The sequence below is a fragment of the Winogradskyella sp. genome (assembly GCF_003712105.1).
In the GTDB taxonomy this organism is placed as follows: Bacteria; Bacteroidota; Bacteroidia; order Flavobacteriales; family Flavobacteriaceae; genus Winogradskyella.
The window spans coordinates 208,471-226,559 of sequence record NZ_RHLG01000002.1; the positions used below are offsets into that span (position 1 = coordinate 208,471).

At 33.4% G+C, this 18,089-nt stretch carries 18 protein-coding genes; 5 read left to right on the forward strand and 13 right to left on the reverse strand.

What is annotated here, in order from left to right; all coding sequences use genetic code 11:
- Positions 1-27 precede the first annotated feature (27 nt).
- The 4 genes from ED556_RS05370 (at position 28) to ED556_RS05385 (ending at position 3,620) form a co-directional block, all read left to right on the forward strand.
- Entirely contained in the window at positions 28-579 is a 552-nt protein-coding gene (locus ED556_RS05370) for an RNA polymerase sigma factor (protein WP_296320363.1), read from the forward strand.
- Entirely contained in the window at positions 563-1,141 is a 579-nt protein-coding gene (locus tag ED556_RS05375) for a hypothetical protein (RefSeq protein ID WP_296320365.1), read from the forward strand. The genes ED556_RS05370 and ED556_RS05375 overlap by 17 nt, the downstream gene beginning before the upstream one ends.
- A 49-nt stretch (positions 1,142-1,190) precedes the next feature.
- On the forward strand, positions 1,191-2,822 hold the full coding sequence (locus ED556_RS05380) for a hypothetical protein (protein ID WP_296320367.1): 1,632 nt from the start codon (positions 1,191-1,193) through the stop codon (positions 2,820-2,822).
- Positions 2,823-2,930: 108 nt separating this feature from the next.
- Positions 2,931-3,620 carry a peptidoglycan DD-metalloendopeptidase family protein gene (locus tag ED556_RS05385; RefSeq protein ID WP_366663741.1) on the forward strand — a complete coding sequence of 230 codons (690 nt, stop codon included), beginning with the start codon at positions 2,931-2,933 and terminating at the stop codon, positions 3,618-3,620.
- A 35-nt stretch (positions 3,621-3,655) separates the two neighbouring features.
- Here ED556_RS05385 and ED556_RS05390 read toward each other — a convergent pair whose 3' ends face one another.
- From ED556_RS05390 to ED556_RS05450, 13 genes are all read right to left on the reverse strand, one after another.
- Positions 3,656-4,717 carry a T9SS type A sorting domain-containing protein gene (locus ED556_RS05390; protein ID WP_296320369.1) on the reverse strand — a complete coding sequence of 354 codons (1,062 nt, stop codon included), beginning with the start codon at positions 4,715-4,717 and terminating at the stop codon, positions 3,656-3,658.
- A 222-nt stretch (positions 4,718-4,939) separates the two neighbouring features.
- Entirely contained in the window at positions 4,940-5,473 is a 534-nt protein-coding gene (locus ED556_RS05395) for a hypothetical protein (protein ID WP_296320372.1), read from the reverse strand.
- Between the two features lie 26 nt (positions 5,474-5,499).
- Entirely contained in the window at positions 5,500-6,021 is a 522-nt protein-coding gene (locus ED556_RS05400; RefSeq protein ID WP_296320374.1) for a nuclear transport factor 2 family protein, read from the reverse strand.
- Positions 6,018-6,428, reverse strand: a complete 411-nt coding sequence (locus tag ED556_RS05405; protein ID WP_296320377.1) for a hypothetical protein — start codon at positions 6,426-6,428, stop codon at positions 6,018-6,020. The genes ED556_RS05400 and ED556_RS05405 overlap by 4 nt, the downstream gene beginning before the upstream one ends.
- A gap of 95 nt (positions 6,429-6,523) precedes the next feature.
- The gene (locus tag ED556_RS05410; protein ID WP_296320379.1) at positions 6,524-7,405 is read right to left on the reverse strand and encodes a T9SS type A sorting domain-containing protein; all 882 of its coding nucleotides are present in this window, start codon (positions 7,403-7,405) and stop codon (positions 6,524-6,526) included.
- A gap of 227 nt (positions 7,406-7,632) precedes the next feature.
- Positions 7,633-8,676, reverse strand: a complete 1,044-nt coding sequence (locus ED556_RS05415) for a T9SS type A sorting domain-containing protein (protein ID WP_296320382.1) — start codon at positions 8,674-8,676, stop codon at positions 7,633-7,635.
- 71 nt (positions 8,677-8,747) lie between these two features.
- The gene (gene secA, locus ED556_RS05420; protein WP_296320384.1) at positions 8,748-12,104 is read right to left on the reverse strand and encodes a preprotein translocase subunit SecA; all 3,357 of its coding nucleotides are present in this window, start codon (positions 12,102-12,104) and stop codon (positions 8,748-8,750) included.
- A gap of 44 nt (positions 12,105-12,148) precedes the next feature.
- Positions 12,149-12,466, reverse strand: a complete 318-nt coding sequence (locus ED556_RS05425; protein ID WP_296320387.1) for a GIY-YIG nuclease family protein — start codon at positions 12,464-12,466, stop codon at positions 12,149-12,151.
- Between the two features lie 161 nt (positions 12,467-12,627).
- Complete coding sequence (locus ED556_RS05430) at positions 12,628-12,849, reverse strand: DUF2795 domain-containing protein (RefSeq protein WP_215937185.1); 222 nt, start codon at positions 12,847-12,849, stop codon at positions 12,628-12,630.
- A gap of 240 nt (positions 12,850-13,089) precedes the next feature.
- A complete protein-coding gene (locus tag ED556_RS05435) occupies positions 13,090-13,665 on the reverse strand; it encodes a cob(I)yrinic acid a,c-diamide adenosyltransferase (protein ID WP_296320395.1) in 576 nt (191 codons plus the stop codon).
- Positions 13,666-13,763: 98 nt separating this feature from the next.
- Positions 13,764-14,450, reverse strand: a complete 687-nt coding sequence (locus ED556_RS05440) for an ABC transporter ATP-binding protein (RefSeq protein WP_296320398.1) — start codon at positions 14,448-14,450, stop codon at positions 13,764-13,766.
- A gap of 92 nt (positions 14,451-14,542) precedes the next feature.
- A complete protein-coding gene (locus ED556_RS05445) occupies positions 14,543-15,316 on the reverse strand; it encodes a class I SAM-dependent methyltransferase (RefSeq protein WP_296320402.1) in 774 nt (257 codons plus the stop codon).
- 14 nt (positions 15,317-15,330) lie between these two features.
- Positions 15,331-17,190 (reverse strand): ABC-F family ATP-binding cassette domain-containing protein, encoded by a 1,860-nt coding sequence (locus ED556_RS05450; protein WP_296320405.1) that lies wholly within the window; start codon positions 17,188-17,190, stop codon positions 15,331-15,333.
- 102 nt (positions 17,191-17,292) lie between these two features.
- Between ED556_RS05450 and ED556_RS05455 the strand changes: the two genes are divergently transcribed.
- Positions 17,293-18,087: a polysaccharide biosynthesis/export family protein gene (locus ED556_RS05455; RefSeq protein ID WP_296320407.1), complete on the forward strand. Its 795-nt coding sequence runs from the start codon at positions 17,293-17,295 to the stop codon at positions 18,085-18,087.
- Positions 18,088-18,089: the final 2 nt, after the last annotated feature.

Here is an 18,089-nt window from a genome sequence, read left to right on the forward strand (position 1 = left end):
CAAACAAACAACCAAAACTAACCAAGGATGTTTCAAGTAGACATTATTGAAAAGTGTAAACAAAACGACAGAAAAGCACAGCTAAAAGTATACAACCAATACTGTAATGGCATGCTTGTGGTAGCGCAACGTTTTGTAAAAAACACTATGGAAGCTGAGGATGTTGTTCAAGAATCGTTTATAAAAGCATTCACAAAACTAGAACAATATAAAGCGGAAGTCACTTTTGGAGCTTGGTTAAAGCGTATTGTCATTAATAAGAGCATTGATCTTTTAAAGTCTAAAAAACAAAGGCTTGTAGACTTAGAGGACGTTCAGCTTAAAGTTGTTGATGATAATTACAATGATGATTGGTCTGTAACTGCTGAGGTTAGCGTCTCGGATGTAAAAATTGCGATACAGCAACTGCCAGAGAAGTATAAGTATGTAGTGATGCTGTATTTAATTGAAGGTTACGACCACCAAGAAATTTCGGAGATATTAAATATATCTGAAGTCGCATCTCGAACACAATTATCGAGAGGAAAAATAAAATTGAAAGCCTTATTAAATCGAGAAAGAAATGGGACAGAATCTTAAAGATTTATTTAAAAATCAACCAAAGGATGAGACTGTAAAAATGTCTGAAGGTCATGAAGCACGTTTTTTACAAAAACTTGACGAGGCTTTACCACAAGTGGAAAGCGCTAGATCTAATCGTTTTAGATTTTTGAATATAGCAGCGAGTACTATTGTGTTATTAGGATTAACCTATGGAGCAATAAAATACTTTAATCCAACAATAGATCCGATAGAGTCTACTCCAGAAGTTGTGACAACTAATAAAATAAAATCTATGGGAGATATTTCTCCAGATTTGAAAAAGGTAGAGGATTTCTACTTAGCTAGTATTAATCTTGAGTTGTCGAAAGTAAAATTGACGCCAAATAATAAAGAGTTGGTTGATGGTTACATCGAAAGGTTAAAAGAATTAAATGCAGAGTACGATAACCTTACCATAGAGTTGAACGAAAATGGCCCTAATGAAGATACACTAGACGCCTTAATCAATAACCTTAAACTAAGACTAAATCTTGTGATGCAGTTAAAAGAAAAGCTGCAAGAGTTTAGTGATTCAGTCCTAGAACAAGAGAGTATCTAATTAAACCTAAACATAAATCAAAAAACGAACAGTTTAAAAACCAAACAAAATGAATTTTTTAAGAAAAAATCACGAACACGAGAGCAGCAAAAGAATTGCTGTTAGTAAAACCATTAAAATCTTAATGTTGTGCTTCATCACCACAGCTGGTTTCTCACAAAAAAAATTAAACAAAACATCCCAATCCATCAAAGTAAATAGTGATGTTGTTGTTGACCTTAACACCAATTATGTGGAGATAGAAGTCGATACATGGTCTAAAGACGAAGTTGAGGTCGAAGCTTATATTGAAAGTAGTAAACTTTCTGAAGAAGAATTAAAAGAAGCCTTAAAATCATGGAACCTAAATGTAGATGCTTCAATGGATGAAGTAGTTATATCATCTGAAGGTGCTGGTAGATTTCCGGGTTTGTTTGTAGCTAATGGAAGTAGCGACTATAATGATATCCTACAGGAGTTAGAATTGAATTTAGCCGACATGCCAGAGATTCCTGAGGTAATTGTATTACCGGACATGTCTAGATTAGGAAATTTTCCTGAACTACCAGAAATGCCTGAGATGCCAGAATTTCCTGAGCTTCCAGAGCTTCCTGAAGGTATCAAATCTATTTCTTTTGACTACGATAGATACCAAGAAGAAGGTGAAAAGTACCTGGAAGAATGGAGTAAAAAATACGAAAAGGAAGGTGGTAAAGAATTACAGGAGCGTATGGAAGCTTGGGCAAAGCGTTTTGCAGAGTCTGGTTACCAAGAAAAAATGAAAAAATGGGGTGAAGAATACGGAAAGCGCTTTGAAGGTAAATGGGCTAAAGACATGGAAAAATGGGGTGAAGAATTCGGCGAAAAGTTCGGAAAAGACATGGAAAAATGGGGCGAAGAATTTGGAGAAAAATTCGGTGAAGAATGGGCTGAAAAAATGGAAGCATGGGGCGAGCGTTTTGGAAGACAAATGGAGAGACGTGCGGAAGCTATGGAAAGAAGAGCTGAAGCTATGGAAAAGCGTGCAGAAGTTAGAGCAAAATCTGAAGTAAGGCGCAAAGAAGCTAGAGCTAAAAGAGAAAAAATGTTAGCAGAGCGTGAGTCACTTTTTGCTAAGCGTCTAGAAAGAGGTGCAAATAGCAAAGTAAAACGAGTGATTAAAATAAGAATGCCTAAAAAAGCTAAATTAAAGCTTAATGTAAGACATGGTGAATTAAAAGTGGGTTCAGTTTTGCATAATGCTCAAGGCAAAATGTCTCACTCTAGTTTATTAGCGCAAAGTATTGATGGAAGTAACACTTCCATCAATATGGCGTATTCTAATGTATTAATAAACGATTGGAAAAACGGTACATTAAGTCTTAAATATGTAGATGATGCACTTTTAAAAAATGTTCAGAGCCTAACACTTAACTCTAACTCATCAAATATTAATATCGATTATTTATCGGGTAACAATATCATTGATGGAAGCTTTGGAGAGTTAACCATACACAATATTGCAGATGCGTTTAATAACTTAAATATAATTCTAGAAAATAGTGAAGCCTTAGTGAATTTGCCTAATGTAGATTATAACTTAATGTTTAGGGGTGAGCGTTCTAAGTTTAATAATGAGTACACAACATCGAAAACAGTTAACGGTAATTCTGGAAAGTCTATTATAGTTAATGCTAAATTCAGTAGCTTAACAACTAATTAATATGAGATAAAACACTACTTTTTTATTTACTGTTAAATAGATATTAATATCTATTATTTTAGAACTGTTTCCGTAAAATAGATTTTATTTTTATGGAAATTTTTATTTGTGGCCATTTCTAAGCTTCCAACAACATTAAAATCTCTAAGTCCTTTCCCGGTTTTAGGTACCTCATTTTCCAAACTCGATTTTGTACCCTTGGATTTATCTGTTACTAATCATGAATTAAAAGCTGTAGATGTATCGTCTTCTAGTGATTTAGAGCGATTCATCTGGAATCATATTAAAGCACATAATGCCAAGGTTGCTTATGGTGGTTATCTCGAAGAACGAGGTATTTATAACCGTAGTAGTCACTTTAATAAGCAAGTTGCAACAACCGAACGTAATATTCATCTGGGCTTAGATTTATGGATTGAAGCCGATGCACCAATTTATGCACCATTAGATGGAGTATTGCATAGCTTTAAAGACAATAACAACTTTGGTGATTATGGCCCAACACTAATTTTAAAACATCATATCGACGGTTTTGAATTTTATACACTTTATGGACATTTAAGTTTGAAATCTTTAAGCGGAAAAAGGGTAGGAGAGCCAATTACAAAAGGCCAGCAAATAGCAACTTTAGGTACGGCAGAAGTCAATGGCGATTATCCACCACATTTACATTTGCAAATCATTTTTAAGATTGAAGATTACCAAGGCGACTATCCTGGCGTGTGTAGCCTACAAGACTTGGAGTATTACAAAAGTAATTGCCCTAATCCTCGGTTATTTTTGGAAGGTTTGGTTTAAGTTTTAAAAACCTTAAATTAGGTCATAGGACTTTTCTATTGTTTGATGAATTTGACTATATCCCTATCTTCAATCTTTAAGAAATATAAGCCTTTAGTTAGATTTTGAATATCCACTTTTTTATTTGGATATAAAGTTCCATTCATAACCTCTTTACCTAACGAATCATATACTTTGTAGCTCTCGATTTTAGTTAATCCAGAAATTTGAAGTAGATTACCAGATGGATTTGGATGTAAAACAATTCTGTTATTAATTTCATTTTCATTGATAGAAAGTGTGTTAAGATCAAATTTCAAAATTTCATTTGAATTGAAATCACTGATAAATAAGTCATTATCATTAATTAAAATATCTCGTGGTTGCATAAGACCAGAAACAATTTCTTGTGGTGTTGGATTGATTTGGCTGATATTTATCCTTGAGATTTTTCCATTTCCAGCTTCAGCAAAATATAAGTAATCCTCTTTTATGGCCATACCAGCAGGAAAGTTCAAACTAGATATAATTGTTGTTAATGTGGATGAAGGATCTACAGCACTTAAATCGAGTTTATTTATTTCTCCGGAAAATGTAGAAAAATACAAATCATCTCCATCAATAATAATACCTAACCCATTACTCGGGAGTCCTGTTATTAGATCAATGACAACCGGAGTGACTAAAGTGACATCAACTTTAGAGATTTTACCATTTAATTGAATAAAGTATAAATCATTGCCCATTAAGACTGATTCTGTGACATTTCCCAAACCAGAAGAAACCACATCAGTTATAGTAGAAGGTGGAAATGGTGCACTTAAGTCTATTTTTTGAATACTTCCTCCAGTGCATGAAATAAATAATTCGTTTGACCTTATTGATAACCCTGCAGGGATGTTACAAACAGTGCTTACAACCACAGGTGTTGGGTTTGTATCAGTGATGTCTATTTTAGTAATGTTATCTGTAGATGATTCTACTATAAATAATTCATTTCCTTCAATTAAAATCGATATTGGTGTACCTGCTGTATTAGTTACTGTTGTTGCTTGAGCAGTTAGTTTACTGATACATGTGAATAGTATAATAATGACCAATGAAGTTATTTTTTTCATATTTTTTAGTTATAAATTATAGGCTCAGCAAAAGTCGTCTATTTTTTAATAAAATTAGCACAAAAACAAATCTAAATCATTAACATCTTGATCGTTATCAAATCATTTTTGATAGTGAAGATTACCAAGGCGACTATCCTCGTGTGTGTAGCCAACAATACTTGGAGTATTACAAAAGTAATTGCCCTAATCCTGAGTTATTTTTGGAAGGTTAGGTTTAAGTTATAGAATAATAGCAAAAAAACATCCAAATTCTAATACCAATAAAATTATAGAGGTAATAGTCAGAAATTTAGTGGCTTTATAACTACTTGATTGATCATTAGAGATTTTTTCAAATGCTTCTTTTTCCTCTTCAGCGATGTACTCTCCATTAAGATAATTATCAAATATAGTATCTAACTTTTCAGTCTTAAGTTCATTTTCTATTTCATCAGGAACAAGTTCAAATTCAATTTTCAAAAAATCAAACATTCTGATAAGTGCAATTGTGTGATCTTTAAAAACCTTTGTTTTAACCCTATGTAAATAGCCAACAAGTATAATAGTGAAAAACAGTAAAGCTTGAGTCATTATTATTGGAAAATCACTACTATCAATTTCACTGTATTTATTGAAACTAAAAATTAAAGCACCACCAGCTAAACCAAGTAACCAATTTATAATTTTGCCATTATCATTAACTTGTTCAATCTCGTTTTCATAGATTGCCTTTGTATGTGTATTAATTTTGTCTAAAAAGTCAATTACATTCATTGAAATACGTTTTTGGTTTTTAAATGTTAATTCAAAAACTTATCTAAATCATTGATATCATGAGCTTTTTCAAAATCGTCTGCTCCGATAGTATTAAACTCTGATGAATCGTAATCCATAGCAATTAACCATTGGCCATTACTATTTTTAAATATCACATGAAATTGCCCATAATAGCTTTTTTCATCATCAGTACCTTTATTCCTTGTGAGTTTGTATATGCCACGTTCGCTAGCCGTATTAGCGTTATTGATACGTTCAAAAAAGCGTAGCTCAATACGATTAGTTTGCTCCGATGCTTTAAGTCGTGCAAATGACTTTTCGTAATTAGACATGTAATTTTCATAACTCACGATTCGGTTTCCTCCAGAAATTCGTATCAAGTCTTTGGTATGAATTGTTTTTAATATGGACGCGTCGAGTGTTTTAAAGGCTTCACAAAATTGCGCCCATGTTTTATTTATTTCAATGAGATTTTCTTTTGTTTGTCCATAAGACAAGTTGACGTTGACTGAGACGAATAATAGAATTACAAATAGATACTTCATGATGCTGTTGTTATTTGTTTTTGTGCTAATGATTTTCCTATTACAAAACCAATGATGGTAAGAATACCGTCAGATAAGGTAAACCATAGCTCTTTTGGTAACATGATAATATTAAAAAGTGTAGCCAATAACATGAAGATACCTACAATGTAAGACGGAATCATACTTGTTTTAGAAATTTTTGCAGCTACAAACATACCTATTACAATGCCTACAAAATGTGCAATGACAACAAAAACTTTAGAGCCAATAGGAATTTTGTCCATGTTGTTTTTTATCCATTCCATATCCATAGGATTGGCACCTTCTGGCAAAGGAAAAAGGTTATGCCCAATAAGCGACTCGAAAACATAAACTGAAAGTGATGCAACAATAAGCCCAACAATAGTTGCTAATATATTTTTCATAATGATTGATTTAGTTTGAGACATTAAGGTAATAAAAAATCCTAATGGTTCTCATTAGGATTTTTTAATTAGTTGGCTTTAATATCAAATTTGGCTTAGTTTTTCACCAATCTTAATGTGCTATATCCATTCAAATTAATAAGGTAAACGCCTGTTTTTAATTTAGAAATATCAACATATTCGTTAGGGCTAATTTCACCATTTTTAACAGTTTTACCTAAAATATCAACTATAGTATAGTTTGTTGGACCGTTTAAATTTTTGATTGTAATTTCAGCAGTTGACGGATTAGGATATAATCTTGGTCTGTTTTGAATTTCAAAATCATTTGTTGAGAACACCTCTTGACCCCAAGTGAAAGAATCCAAAGCCATATAGTCTAAATTACCTGTGGATGTAAATGTAATTTCATCAACATTAGTATTGCTCCAATCCGTGACATCAGCAGTAGCTAAATCTATGAATGTAAATCCATTGTTGGGAGAAAACGTAACAGGGTTGGCATAAGTTCCTGAAAATGTAAAACTATATACTGTGCTGCCATTGCTTCTTCCTGTAATCGTTAATGTACCAGAGTGAGCTACAAATCCACCTGTAGAACAAAATAGATAAAGCGATTTAATGGTTACATCATCACCTGTGGACGTGCTAACAGTAAAGCTACTACCGTTTCCATCGCCATTATCGTTTCCTGTACCTGTTAAATCTACAAACTTTTGATCTGCAGACATTAGTAAACTGTTCCAACCACAGCCAGCGCATTGATCACTAGATATAGGTATGCCGCTGTTATTTGGAGAAAATCCGTCTTCAAACACATCGTAATCTTCTCCTGTTGAACTAGTTATATTAAAAGTCGTTCCGTTTTCGCTAAACGAACTTGAGCCTGCTGCTTCATTATCAAAGGTTTCAGTTCCTTGAGAATTAGCAAAAAAAGTCAATAATAAGCATAATAGTAAAAGGTAGTTTTTTTTCATGAGATTAGGATTTGGTTGAGTCTAATTTATTAATAAATAGGCATTTACCAAAATATATAATAAAAAAAACCTTACAGTTATTAACTGTAAGGCCTAAATTTAGTATTGAATAGTTTTAGTCGTTTACCAATACCCATTCACCTTTTTCTATTAACGGAATGTCTTGTTTGTATTTTACTACTTTACTTTAAGCTATATCTCAGATTATAATTTCAAGACTTTATAGCCTAATTTTTAAATATTTTTTTAGTTATTGAACCGAATTCGTTATGTATAATTAACATGTAAAAACCATTTTCTAGAGTACTTAAGTTAATTTCTGAAGTATTGCTAGTTATAACTCTTTGTCCAATTTGGTTAATAACTATTACTTTACTAATGGTATCAGAACTTTCAATAATTAATTTATTATTAACTGGGTTTGGGTACACTAAAACATTATCAGTGCTTTCAAATTCAGTAGTACTTAAATTATTATTTGTTGAATAACGAATTATTTTACCAGTAGTGCTTAATGCAACATACAGATCATCACCCGAAGAAACCATGCCGTATGGGTTGTTAGACCCTAAATCTGTAATTACATCTTCAATTGCAGGGCTATTCTCAGTTACATCAATTTTTGAAACTTTACCAGATTCTTGAGAGAAGAAAAGCTCATCTCCTATCATAGCTAAACCAAATAAATTTGATGGAACAGAAACTACAACAGATGGAACAGGGTTAGGTTGTGCTAAATCGATTACAGAAATATTATTTTCAAAATGACTACTGTAATATAATTTTGAACCATTTATTAAAATAGGTGTGTAACCCAATGATGAAGATATAATAGTATTTGGACTGGATGGACTAGATATATTGATTTCAGAAATAGTACCATTCAGCCATTCAGCATAATAAAGTTTGTTTTGGTAAACTCCCAAACCTCTTGGGTCAGATAAATTATTTATTAAAGTAGATGACGAAGAGTCATTCAAATTATAACTTGAAATTTCGCCAGCACCATTTTCAGTAATATAAAGACTACTTCCATCATTAGCCAATGCCAATATAGTACTAAACCCTGTCGCAACAGATGAAATATTTGGATTAGATTCAGTTATATCAATTTTATTAATCGAACCATCTATTTGGGAAAAATATAAATCGTCTCCGATTATAGTCAATGAAGTTGGGAAATTGAGATTTGTTAAAATATCTTCCGGATTCTGACTAAATAATGTATTAAATGCTAAGCACATATATGTGCAAAAAAATATTTTTTTCACCTTCTGAATTATATAAATAAAAAACTATAGCACCTCATAATGCGATTTAGTTTAGTAGCTTGTTGTTTTGGTTATTCATTCACCAAAACCCATTCACCTTTTTCTATTAACGGAATGGCTTGTTTGTATTTCACCACTTTACTTTCACCGCTCATCACGTGCTTAATTGTAACGCGGTCATTACGTCCAATTTTTGGTTGTTCTCTAACTATAGTTTCTACAACTTGTTGCTGACGTGAAGCGCCTGCACCTACAGCTCTACTTTGAGCTGCGCGTTCATCCATATTTTGGATTTCTTCTTTTTGCTCTTGAGTTTTTTCGCGTTTACGTGTTTTTGCTTCTTGTATTGTATTTGCAGTTTCTTGTGGGATTTCTCCTTTAAATAAAAATGATATTACATCTTTATTGACTTGGTCAATCATGCTCTTAAACAATTCAAAAGCTTCAAACTTATAAATTAATAATGGGTCTTTTTGCTCGTGTACAGCTAACTGTACAGATTGCTTTAACTCATCCATTTTGCGTAAATGTGTCTTCCAAGCATCATCAACAATTGCAAGCGTAATGTTTTTCTCGAAATCGTTAATAAGCTGCGTTCCCTTTGTTTCGTATGCCTTTTCAAGATTTGTTACTACTTGCAGTGTTTTAATACCATCTGTAAATGGTACCACGATACGCTTAAATCTATCACGTTGTGTCTTATATACATTTTCAATAACAGGATATGCTAAATCTGCAGCGCTTTGCATTTTGTTTCTATAGTGTGCAAAAGCCTCCTTATAAATTGTACCCGCAATTTCTTGTGGACTTAATTTAGCAAATTCCTCCTCTGAAATTGGAGAAGACATAGAGAAGAAACGAATTAACTCAAACTCAAAATTCTTAAAATCGTTGACTTCTTTATTTGCTTCAGCAATTACTTCTGAAGTGTCAAAAATCATATTAGCCAAATCTACTCGAAGACGCTCACCATGTAAGGCATGACGACGACGTTTGTATACTACTTCACGCTGAGCATTCATAACATCATCATACTCTAAGAGCCGTTTACGCACACCAAACTGATTTTCTTCAACTTTCTTTTGAGCACGCTCAATAGACTTAGAAATCATACTATGCTGAATCACTTCTCCTTCTTTCAGTCCCATTTTGTCCATCATCTTAGCAATACGCTCACTACCAAATAATCGCATGAGGTTATCTTCTAAAGACACATAAAATTGAGAACTTCCTGGATCACCTTGTCGTCCAGAACGACCCCTAAGTTGTCTATCTACACGTCTAGAATCGTGACGCTCAGTACCAATAATAGCTAAACCGCCAGCTTCTTTAACAGCCTCAGTTAATTTAATATCCGTACCACGACCTGCCATGTTAGTTGCTATTGTTACTTGTCCTGGTTTACCTGCTTCAGCAACAATATCTGCCTCTTTTTTATGAAGTTTTGCATTAAGTACATTATGGGGTACTTTACGTTGCGCTAATATTTTTCCTAATAATTCTGAAATATCTACAGAAGTAGTACCAATTAATACTGGTCTTCCTTCTTGTGATAATTTAGTCACTTCATCAACAACGGCATTATATTTTTCACGCTTTGTTTTGTAAACTAAATCCTCACGATCATGACGTGCAATGGGTCTGTTGGTTGGGATTTCGACAACATCTAACTTATAGATTTCCCAAAGCTCACCAGCTTCGGTCACGGCAGTACCAGTCATACCAGACAGTTTACGGTACATTCTGAAGTAATTTTGTAGTGTTACAGTAGCAAAAGTTTGTGTAGCATCCTCAATTTTTACATTTTCTTTGGCTTCAATCGCTTGGTGTAAACCATCACTATAGCGACGACCGTCCATAATACGACCAGTTTGTTCATCGACAATCATTACTTTATTGTCCATCACTACATACTGTGTGTCTTTTTCGAAAAGTGCGTAGGCTTTCAAAAGTTGACTTAGCGTATGAATACGTTCAGATTTTACTGAAAAATCTCTGAATAGTTCTTCTTTTTCAGCAGCTTCAGCTTCTTTTTCAAGTCCTTTGTTTTCAATCTTGGCGATTTCAGTTCCCATTTCTGGCATCACAAAGAAATTAGGATCTTCTTTACCAGAAAGGTATTCTACACCTTTATCAGATAATTCAACTTGATTATTTTTTTCATCAATAACATAATAGAGTTCTGCATCAACCTTTGGCATTTCTCTGTTGTTATCTTGCATATAAAAGTTCTCTGTTTTTTGAAGTAGTTGTTTGATACCTTCTTCACTTAAAAACTTAATTAATGCTTTATTTTTTGGTATACCTCTATAGACCCGAAGTAATTGAAAGCCACCTTCTTTTGTGTCTCCTGAAGCAATAAGTTTTTTAGCTTCAGCTAGAACACCAATAAGATATTTACGTTGAGTTTCTACAATACTACTTACTTTAGGTTTTAACTCATTGAACTCGTGCTCATCTCCTTTAGGAATTGGCCCAGAGATAATTAATGGTGTACGTGCATCATCAATTAATACAGAGTCAACCTCATCCACAATAGCATAGTGATGCGGCCGCTGTACTAAATCATCGGGTGAATGTGCCATATTATCGCGGAGATAATCAAAACCAAATTCGTTATTTGTTCCGTAAGTAATATCTGCATTATAGGCTTTACGACGTTCGTCAGAGTTTGGTCTATGATGGTCAATACAATCTACACTTAAGCCGTGAAACTGAAATATTGGTGCCATCCAAGCACTATCGCGCTTTGCGAGATAATCATTTACAGTAACTAAATGCACACCACGACCTGCTAATGCATTAAGATATACTGGCAGTGTAGCTACAAGTGTTTTACCTTCACCAGTTTGCATCTCGGCAATTTTACCTTGATGTAGTGCAATACCACCAATAAGCTGTACATCATAATGTATCATGTCCCAAGTAATAGGCTTACCAGCAGCATCCCAAGAATTTGCCCAAAGTGCTTTATCACCATCAAGCGTGACATAATCATTATCACCGGAAATTTCTCTGTCAAAAGCATTGGCAGTAACTTCAATCTCAGTGTTATTTACAAATCGTTTTGCAGTTTCTTTTACGACAGCAAATGCTTCTGGTAAGATATCGTTAAGTACTTCTTCTGTAATCGTATAGATTTCGTCTTTAATGCGATCTATTTCTTGATAAATATCTTCGCGCTCATCGATATCTTCTGTGGCTTCTGCTTTGGCATTGAGCTCATCGATTTGCTCATTGAATGGCTTACGAGCAGCTTCAATAGTTGTTTTAAAATCAGTAGTTTTTGCTCTTAATTCGTCATGAGATAAAGCTTCTAAGGCTGTTTCAAAAGTCTTAATCTGATCAACGAGTGGCATAATGGACTTAACGTCTTGTTTGGATTTGTCTCCAACAAAAACTTTAAGTACAGAATCTAGTAGTCCCATTTGGTATATATTTTTTTGTCACGCTGAGCGCAGTCGAAGCGCTTTTACGTAATTTCATTGTATTTGTAATGTGTTGCATTTCTGCATTCAGATAAAATCTGAAGCAAATCATAATTATTATTTTTTAGAGCTTCTTTTTTAGCTCTTGTCCATTTCTTAATTTTCTTTTCAAAATGTATAGCTTGAATTACATCATTAAACTCTTGCCGAAAAACTAACCTTAAAGGTCGGAGTTTGTATGTATAGCAATCCTTGTATTTGCCTAATTGATGTTCGTTAAATCTTTTGCTAATGTTATTAGTAATTCCTGTGTAATAGGATTTATCAGAACATTTTAATATATAAACATAATAACGAAACATTGTATCTTAAATTGGACTTCGACTGCGCTCAGTCTGACATCTCTAAAAAAATTATAAGGTTTCAAATATACGGTTTGTAATACCTATTTCGAAACCATTGTAAATAAAAAAAGTCTCCATGTTTAATAACTAAAGAGACTTTTTTTGTGTTGTTTATTTTATTAATATTCGTCCTCATTCCAGAGGTAATCTTCATCAGTTGGATAGTCTGGCCAAATTTCTTCAATAGAGTCGTAAGAATCACCTTCATCTTCTATAGCTTGTAAATTTTCTACCACTTCTAAAGGTGAACCGGTTCTAATCGCGTAATCGATTAACTCATCTTTAGTTGCTGGCCAAGGTGCATCACTTAAATACGATGCTAATTCTAATGTCCAATACATGTGTTATATGCGTTTTAATTTTTTGCAAAAATAAATTTTTAGTTGAAAAAGTCAAGAAAAAATCAAATTATTTAGTTCGATGCCAAATTATATTAACTAATTGGCCTCACTGAACATTTATATTTATGTGTTTCGAATTAATTAAAATTCGCCCATAAATGTTAATCATCAATAAAAGAACGTATCATTTCTGAATTTTGGATTCGTGTTTTGTAATAACAAATCCAAGACTAAATCGTATTACGAATTCTTTTTAGGAATCCACTTAATCTCTTCAGCCTGTAAATCGTGGGACAACTTCCGTGCCAACACAAAAAGATAGTCAGATAGTCTGTTAATGTACATTAATGTCTCGGGCTGAAAAGGCTCTAAAGTATTAAGATGACTGGCTAAACGCTCAGCTCTACGGCATACTGTACGCGCAATGTGACAGAATGACACAGTTTGATGACCACCAGGTAAAACAAAATGCGTCATTGGTGGTAATGAAGCATTCATACTATCCATATTATCCTCTAATAGTTTAATATCTGCTTCAGAAATTTTAGGAATATTTAATCGGTCTTTACCACTTTTTAAAGTCGCTTTTTCTGGGTCTGTGGCTAAAATAGCACCAACTGTAAATAAGCGGTCTTGAATTTCCATCAAGACATTTTTATGTAATTGGTCTATATCTTGATCTCTAATGAGCCCAATATGCGAATTTAACTCATCAATAGTGCCGTAACTTTCTATTCGAATATGATGTTTTGGTACTCGTGTACCGCCAAACAAAGCTGTCGTTCCTTTGTCTCCTGTTTTTGTGTAGATTTTCATGAAAACAAAGTTATAAGTTAAAAGTTATAAGTACAAAGTGAAAAAGTTATGTTGTTGTTAATTGGTTTAGACGGTAATGCTTTTTCTAACTTCACCAATTAATTCAACGTATCACTTTCTATGATACCATCACGTAGTCTAATAACACGTTTTGCGTGAGCAGCAATATCTTCTTCGTGAGTTACCATAATTACGGTGTTACCTTTTGAATGAATTTCATCAAAAAGTCCCATAATTTCTTCTCCAGTTTTGGAGTCTAAATTCCCTGTTGGCTCATCTGCTAAGATAATTGATGGTTTATTCACCAATGCACGACCTACAGCAACACGTTGACGTTGACCACCAGACAATTGATTAGGTTTGTGATCCATACGGTCTGCCAATCCTACATCTGTTAGAACTTCAGAGGCGCGTTCAACACGATTTTTTTTAGATTGGCCAGCATATATCATAGGCAATGCAACATTATCTAGTGCGGTTGTTCGTGGTAATAAGTTAAAGGTCTGAAACACAAAACCAATCTCAGTATTTCTAATATTAGCAAGCTCATCATCAGCCATCTGACTAACATCTTTACCATTCAACAAATAAGAACCTGCAGTAGGCGTATCCAAACAGCCCAAAAGATTCATTAATGTAGATTTACCTGAACCAGATGGTCCCATAATGGCAACATATTCACCACGCTTAATATCTAAATCAATACCTTTAAGAACATGAACGGTTTCTTGTCCAAGTTTAAAATCTCTGATAATGTTTCTGATTTCTATGACGTTTTCACTCATAATATGTAGTTGTTGGTCTTTAGCTGAATCTTTTGCAAGATAAAAAGTTTTAAATGCTGTTATCTGAATATGACGTTAAAATTGGAAACTTGTTACAGCCTAATTTTAAAATGTTGTTTTGGTTGCTCTTTTCTAAAGAAAACGAACCCTAAATTAAAGCAATCGATACTTACCGTAATAGCATCATTTGTTATTATACTGTGCCATGCTTCGGTCATGTCTTTTGACCAATAGATATCATCAAAAATGAAGACGGAATTGTTATGTGCTTTTGATTTTAAAAGGTTGAAATACGCTATAGTGGCAGCTTTGTTATGATGCCCATCGAAAAATATACAATCAAAACTCTCGTTGTCAAGTTGAGATATATACGATTTAAAATTTGAATTGATACTCGTAATGTTTGCTAGATTTAAAGCTTCAAAATTTTGCTTAGTGAATTCAAATGTATTTGGGCAACCTTCTATAGTAGTTATATTATTTGAAGGATTTCCTAATGAAAGAGCCTGTGTACCAATACCTAAAGATGTGCCCAGTTCAAGTGTGTTTTTTAACTTAAAATATCTAGAAATTCTGAAAAGCAATTTTGTGTCCTCGTAACTACTACTAGAGTTTCTAACCATTTTTGAAACGCGTCTACTAGCCCGATTCATAAGTTTTGAGCCAGCTCCTAAGTCAGTTATTTTCAGTGTTTCTGTATTGTTTAGTAATGAAGTTCTGTATGCTTTAAGATCAGTATATGCGTCATAAGCTGACTTATCGTAAAGACATTTGGTTACAAAATCGTAAACAAACGGAGAGTGTACACCATGTTGATTTGTTGAAGTGAATAAAAACTTGAAATATGATATTATTTGATATAGCATTTATTGATTAAGAATCATTCAAATTTTTCTGCAAGCTCAAACCAACGCATCTCTTTTTCTTCAATTTTATCAATAATATTTTGAAGTTCTTCTGATAGTTTAGTAATCTTTTCTTGGGATAATTCTGGGTTTAAAAATTGTTCTTCCAATGCTTTTTTATCCAACTCTAAAGAACGAATTTTCGATTCTAAATTTTTGTATTCTTTTTGTTCGTTATAAGATAATTTGTTGGCTTGGTTTTGTTGTTTGGACTCTTGATTATCAGAACTTTCAATTTTAGATTCACGTTTTGGTTGACTAGATTCATAAGCACGATAATCCGAATAGTTACCCGGAAAATCCGAAACTTCACCTTGGCCCTTAAACACAAATAGATGGTCTACAATTTTATCCATAAAATAGCGATCGTGAGATACCACAAGAAGACAACCGGGAAAATCAAGTAAGAAACTTTCGAGGACATTTAGAGTAACTATATCAAGATCATTTGTAGGTTCATCTAGGATTAGAAAGTTTGGATTCTGAATTAAAACAGTACAGAGGTAAAGGCGCTTTTGCTCACCACCACTAAGTTTTTCTACAAAATCGTATTGCTTTTTTCTATCGAATAGAAAACGCTCGAGTAATTGTTGTGCGCTAATCTGCCGTCCTTTGGCTAATGGAATATAATCACCATAGTCTCTTACGACATCAATTACTTTTTGGTTAGGTTTAGCGCTAATGCCACCTTGAGTATAGTATCCAAATTTTACAGTTTCACCAATAACAATCTTACCACCATCTGGATTAATACTTTGGGTTAACATGTTTAAAAATGTGGACTTCCCGGTGCCGTTTTTTCCAATGATTCCGATGCGTTCACCCTTTTTAAAAGTATAGTCAAAGCCTTTTATAATAATCTTGTCTTTAAATGCTTTAGAGACATTATGAAACTCCACAATCTTACTTCCCAAGCGTTCCATATTGATCTCTAATTGCACTATATGATCTTTACGCCTTTGATGTGCTTTCTTTTTTATTTCGAAAAAATCATCAATTCTACTTTTAGATTTTGTTGTCCGAGCCTTGGGCTGACGACGCATCCAATCCAATTCTTTTTTAAATAATTGTTTTGCTTTGCCTATTTCACTTTGCTCAGCTGCAATGCGGTCTTCTTTTTTTTCTAGGTAATAAGAATAATTGCCCTTGTAAGTATAAAGTTTACCATGGTCGAGTTCAATGATTTCATTACAAACTCGCTCTAAAAAGTAACGATCATGCGTTACCATAAAAAGGGTTTGCTGAGTTTTTGCGAAGTAATCTTCAAGCCATTCGATCATTTCTAAGTCCAAATGATTGGTAGGTTCATCTAGAATTAAAATATCTGGTTCGCTTATTAATGCTTGAGCTAGAGCCAACCGTTTTTTTTGACCACCAGATAAGGAACCTATTTTGGCTTTCAAATCGTCAAGCTTTAACTCAGATAAGATTTGTTGAAATTGTGTTTCAAATTCCCATGCATTATGCCTATCCATGGCTTCAAATGCAGATTGGTAGGCATCTGTGTCTTCTGGATTTTGTAATGCTTTTTCGTAGGTTTCAATAATCTTTAAAATTGGTAGATCACTGGAGAATATAGTTTCTTCAATAGTGAGTTTACTATCTAAATTGGGTTCTTGGTCTAAAAAGGCTAGTCTTAATCCTTTTCGCACTACAATTTGTCCTGTATCAGGAGAATCTTTTCCAGAAATGATATTTAATATTGAAGTTTTACCACTACCGTTTTTGGCGACAAAGGCAATTTTTTGGTCTTTATGTATGCTAAAGGAGACATTGCTGAACAATTCTAGCTCGCCATAAGACTTGGATATATTTTCTACATTGAGATAGTTCAATTTGACCTATTTTTTGCAAAGATGGTAAATAAACCAAAAACAAACTCAATAGTTTTGTTATTCCTTACGTTAGATTATATTTGTGTGTAATCCAATTAATATATGAGCCGTTATCTATCAGTTGTAATTGTTTTGAGTCTCGTTTTTTTTGCTTCATGTGTGCCTCAAAAGAATATAGTTTACCTTCAAGATAAAGGGAATACGAATGATACAATCCCAAATTTAATAGAACAACAGAAGCCTTATAGGATTCAGATAAATGATATTTTAAATATCCGTATTAAAGTACTAGACCAAGAAGATGCTACAATTTTTAATCCAACTGGTGATGGAGGTTTAGAGGCTAGTCCTCAAGAAAGAGCATATTTTGATGGGTTTACAGTAGATTTAAGGGGAAACATACGTGTACCACAATTGGGAGAGTTTAAAGTTTTAAACTTTACAGTTAAAGAAATCGAAGAAGATATTAATAGACGATTATTAGATAAGGAGTTTAATGAGTTTGCACAAATATTTGTAACAGTAAAGCTTGCAGGACTCAGATATACAACCTTAGGAGAAATTGGAAATACAGGTTCTCAAGTGATTTTTCAAGAACGTGCCACAATACTTGAAGCTATTGCTAATGCTGGTGATATACCAATTGAAGGTAATAAAAAGGAGGTTCGAATTTTAAGACAGTATCCACATGGTCAAGAAATACATCGGTTAGATTTAACGGATATTAATGTGATAAAATCACCATATTATTACATTCAGCCCAATGACATTATAATTGTAGATCCATTAGTACAAAAAACCTTAGGTACAGGAACTAATGGCATACAAACTTTTACAACACTATTAAGTATAGTAACCGTAATTACGAGTACCATCTTATTAATTGATAGGCTTTAATT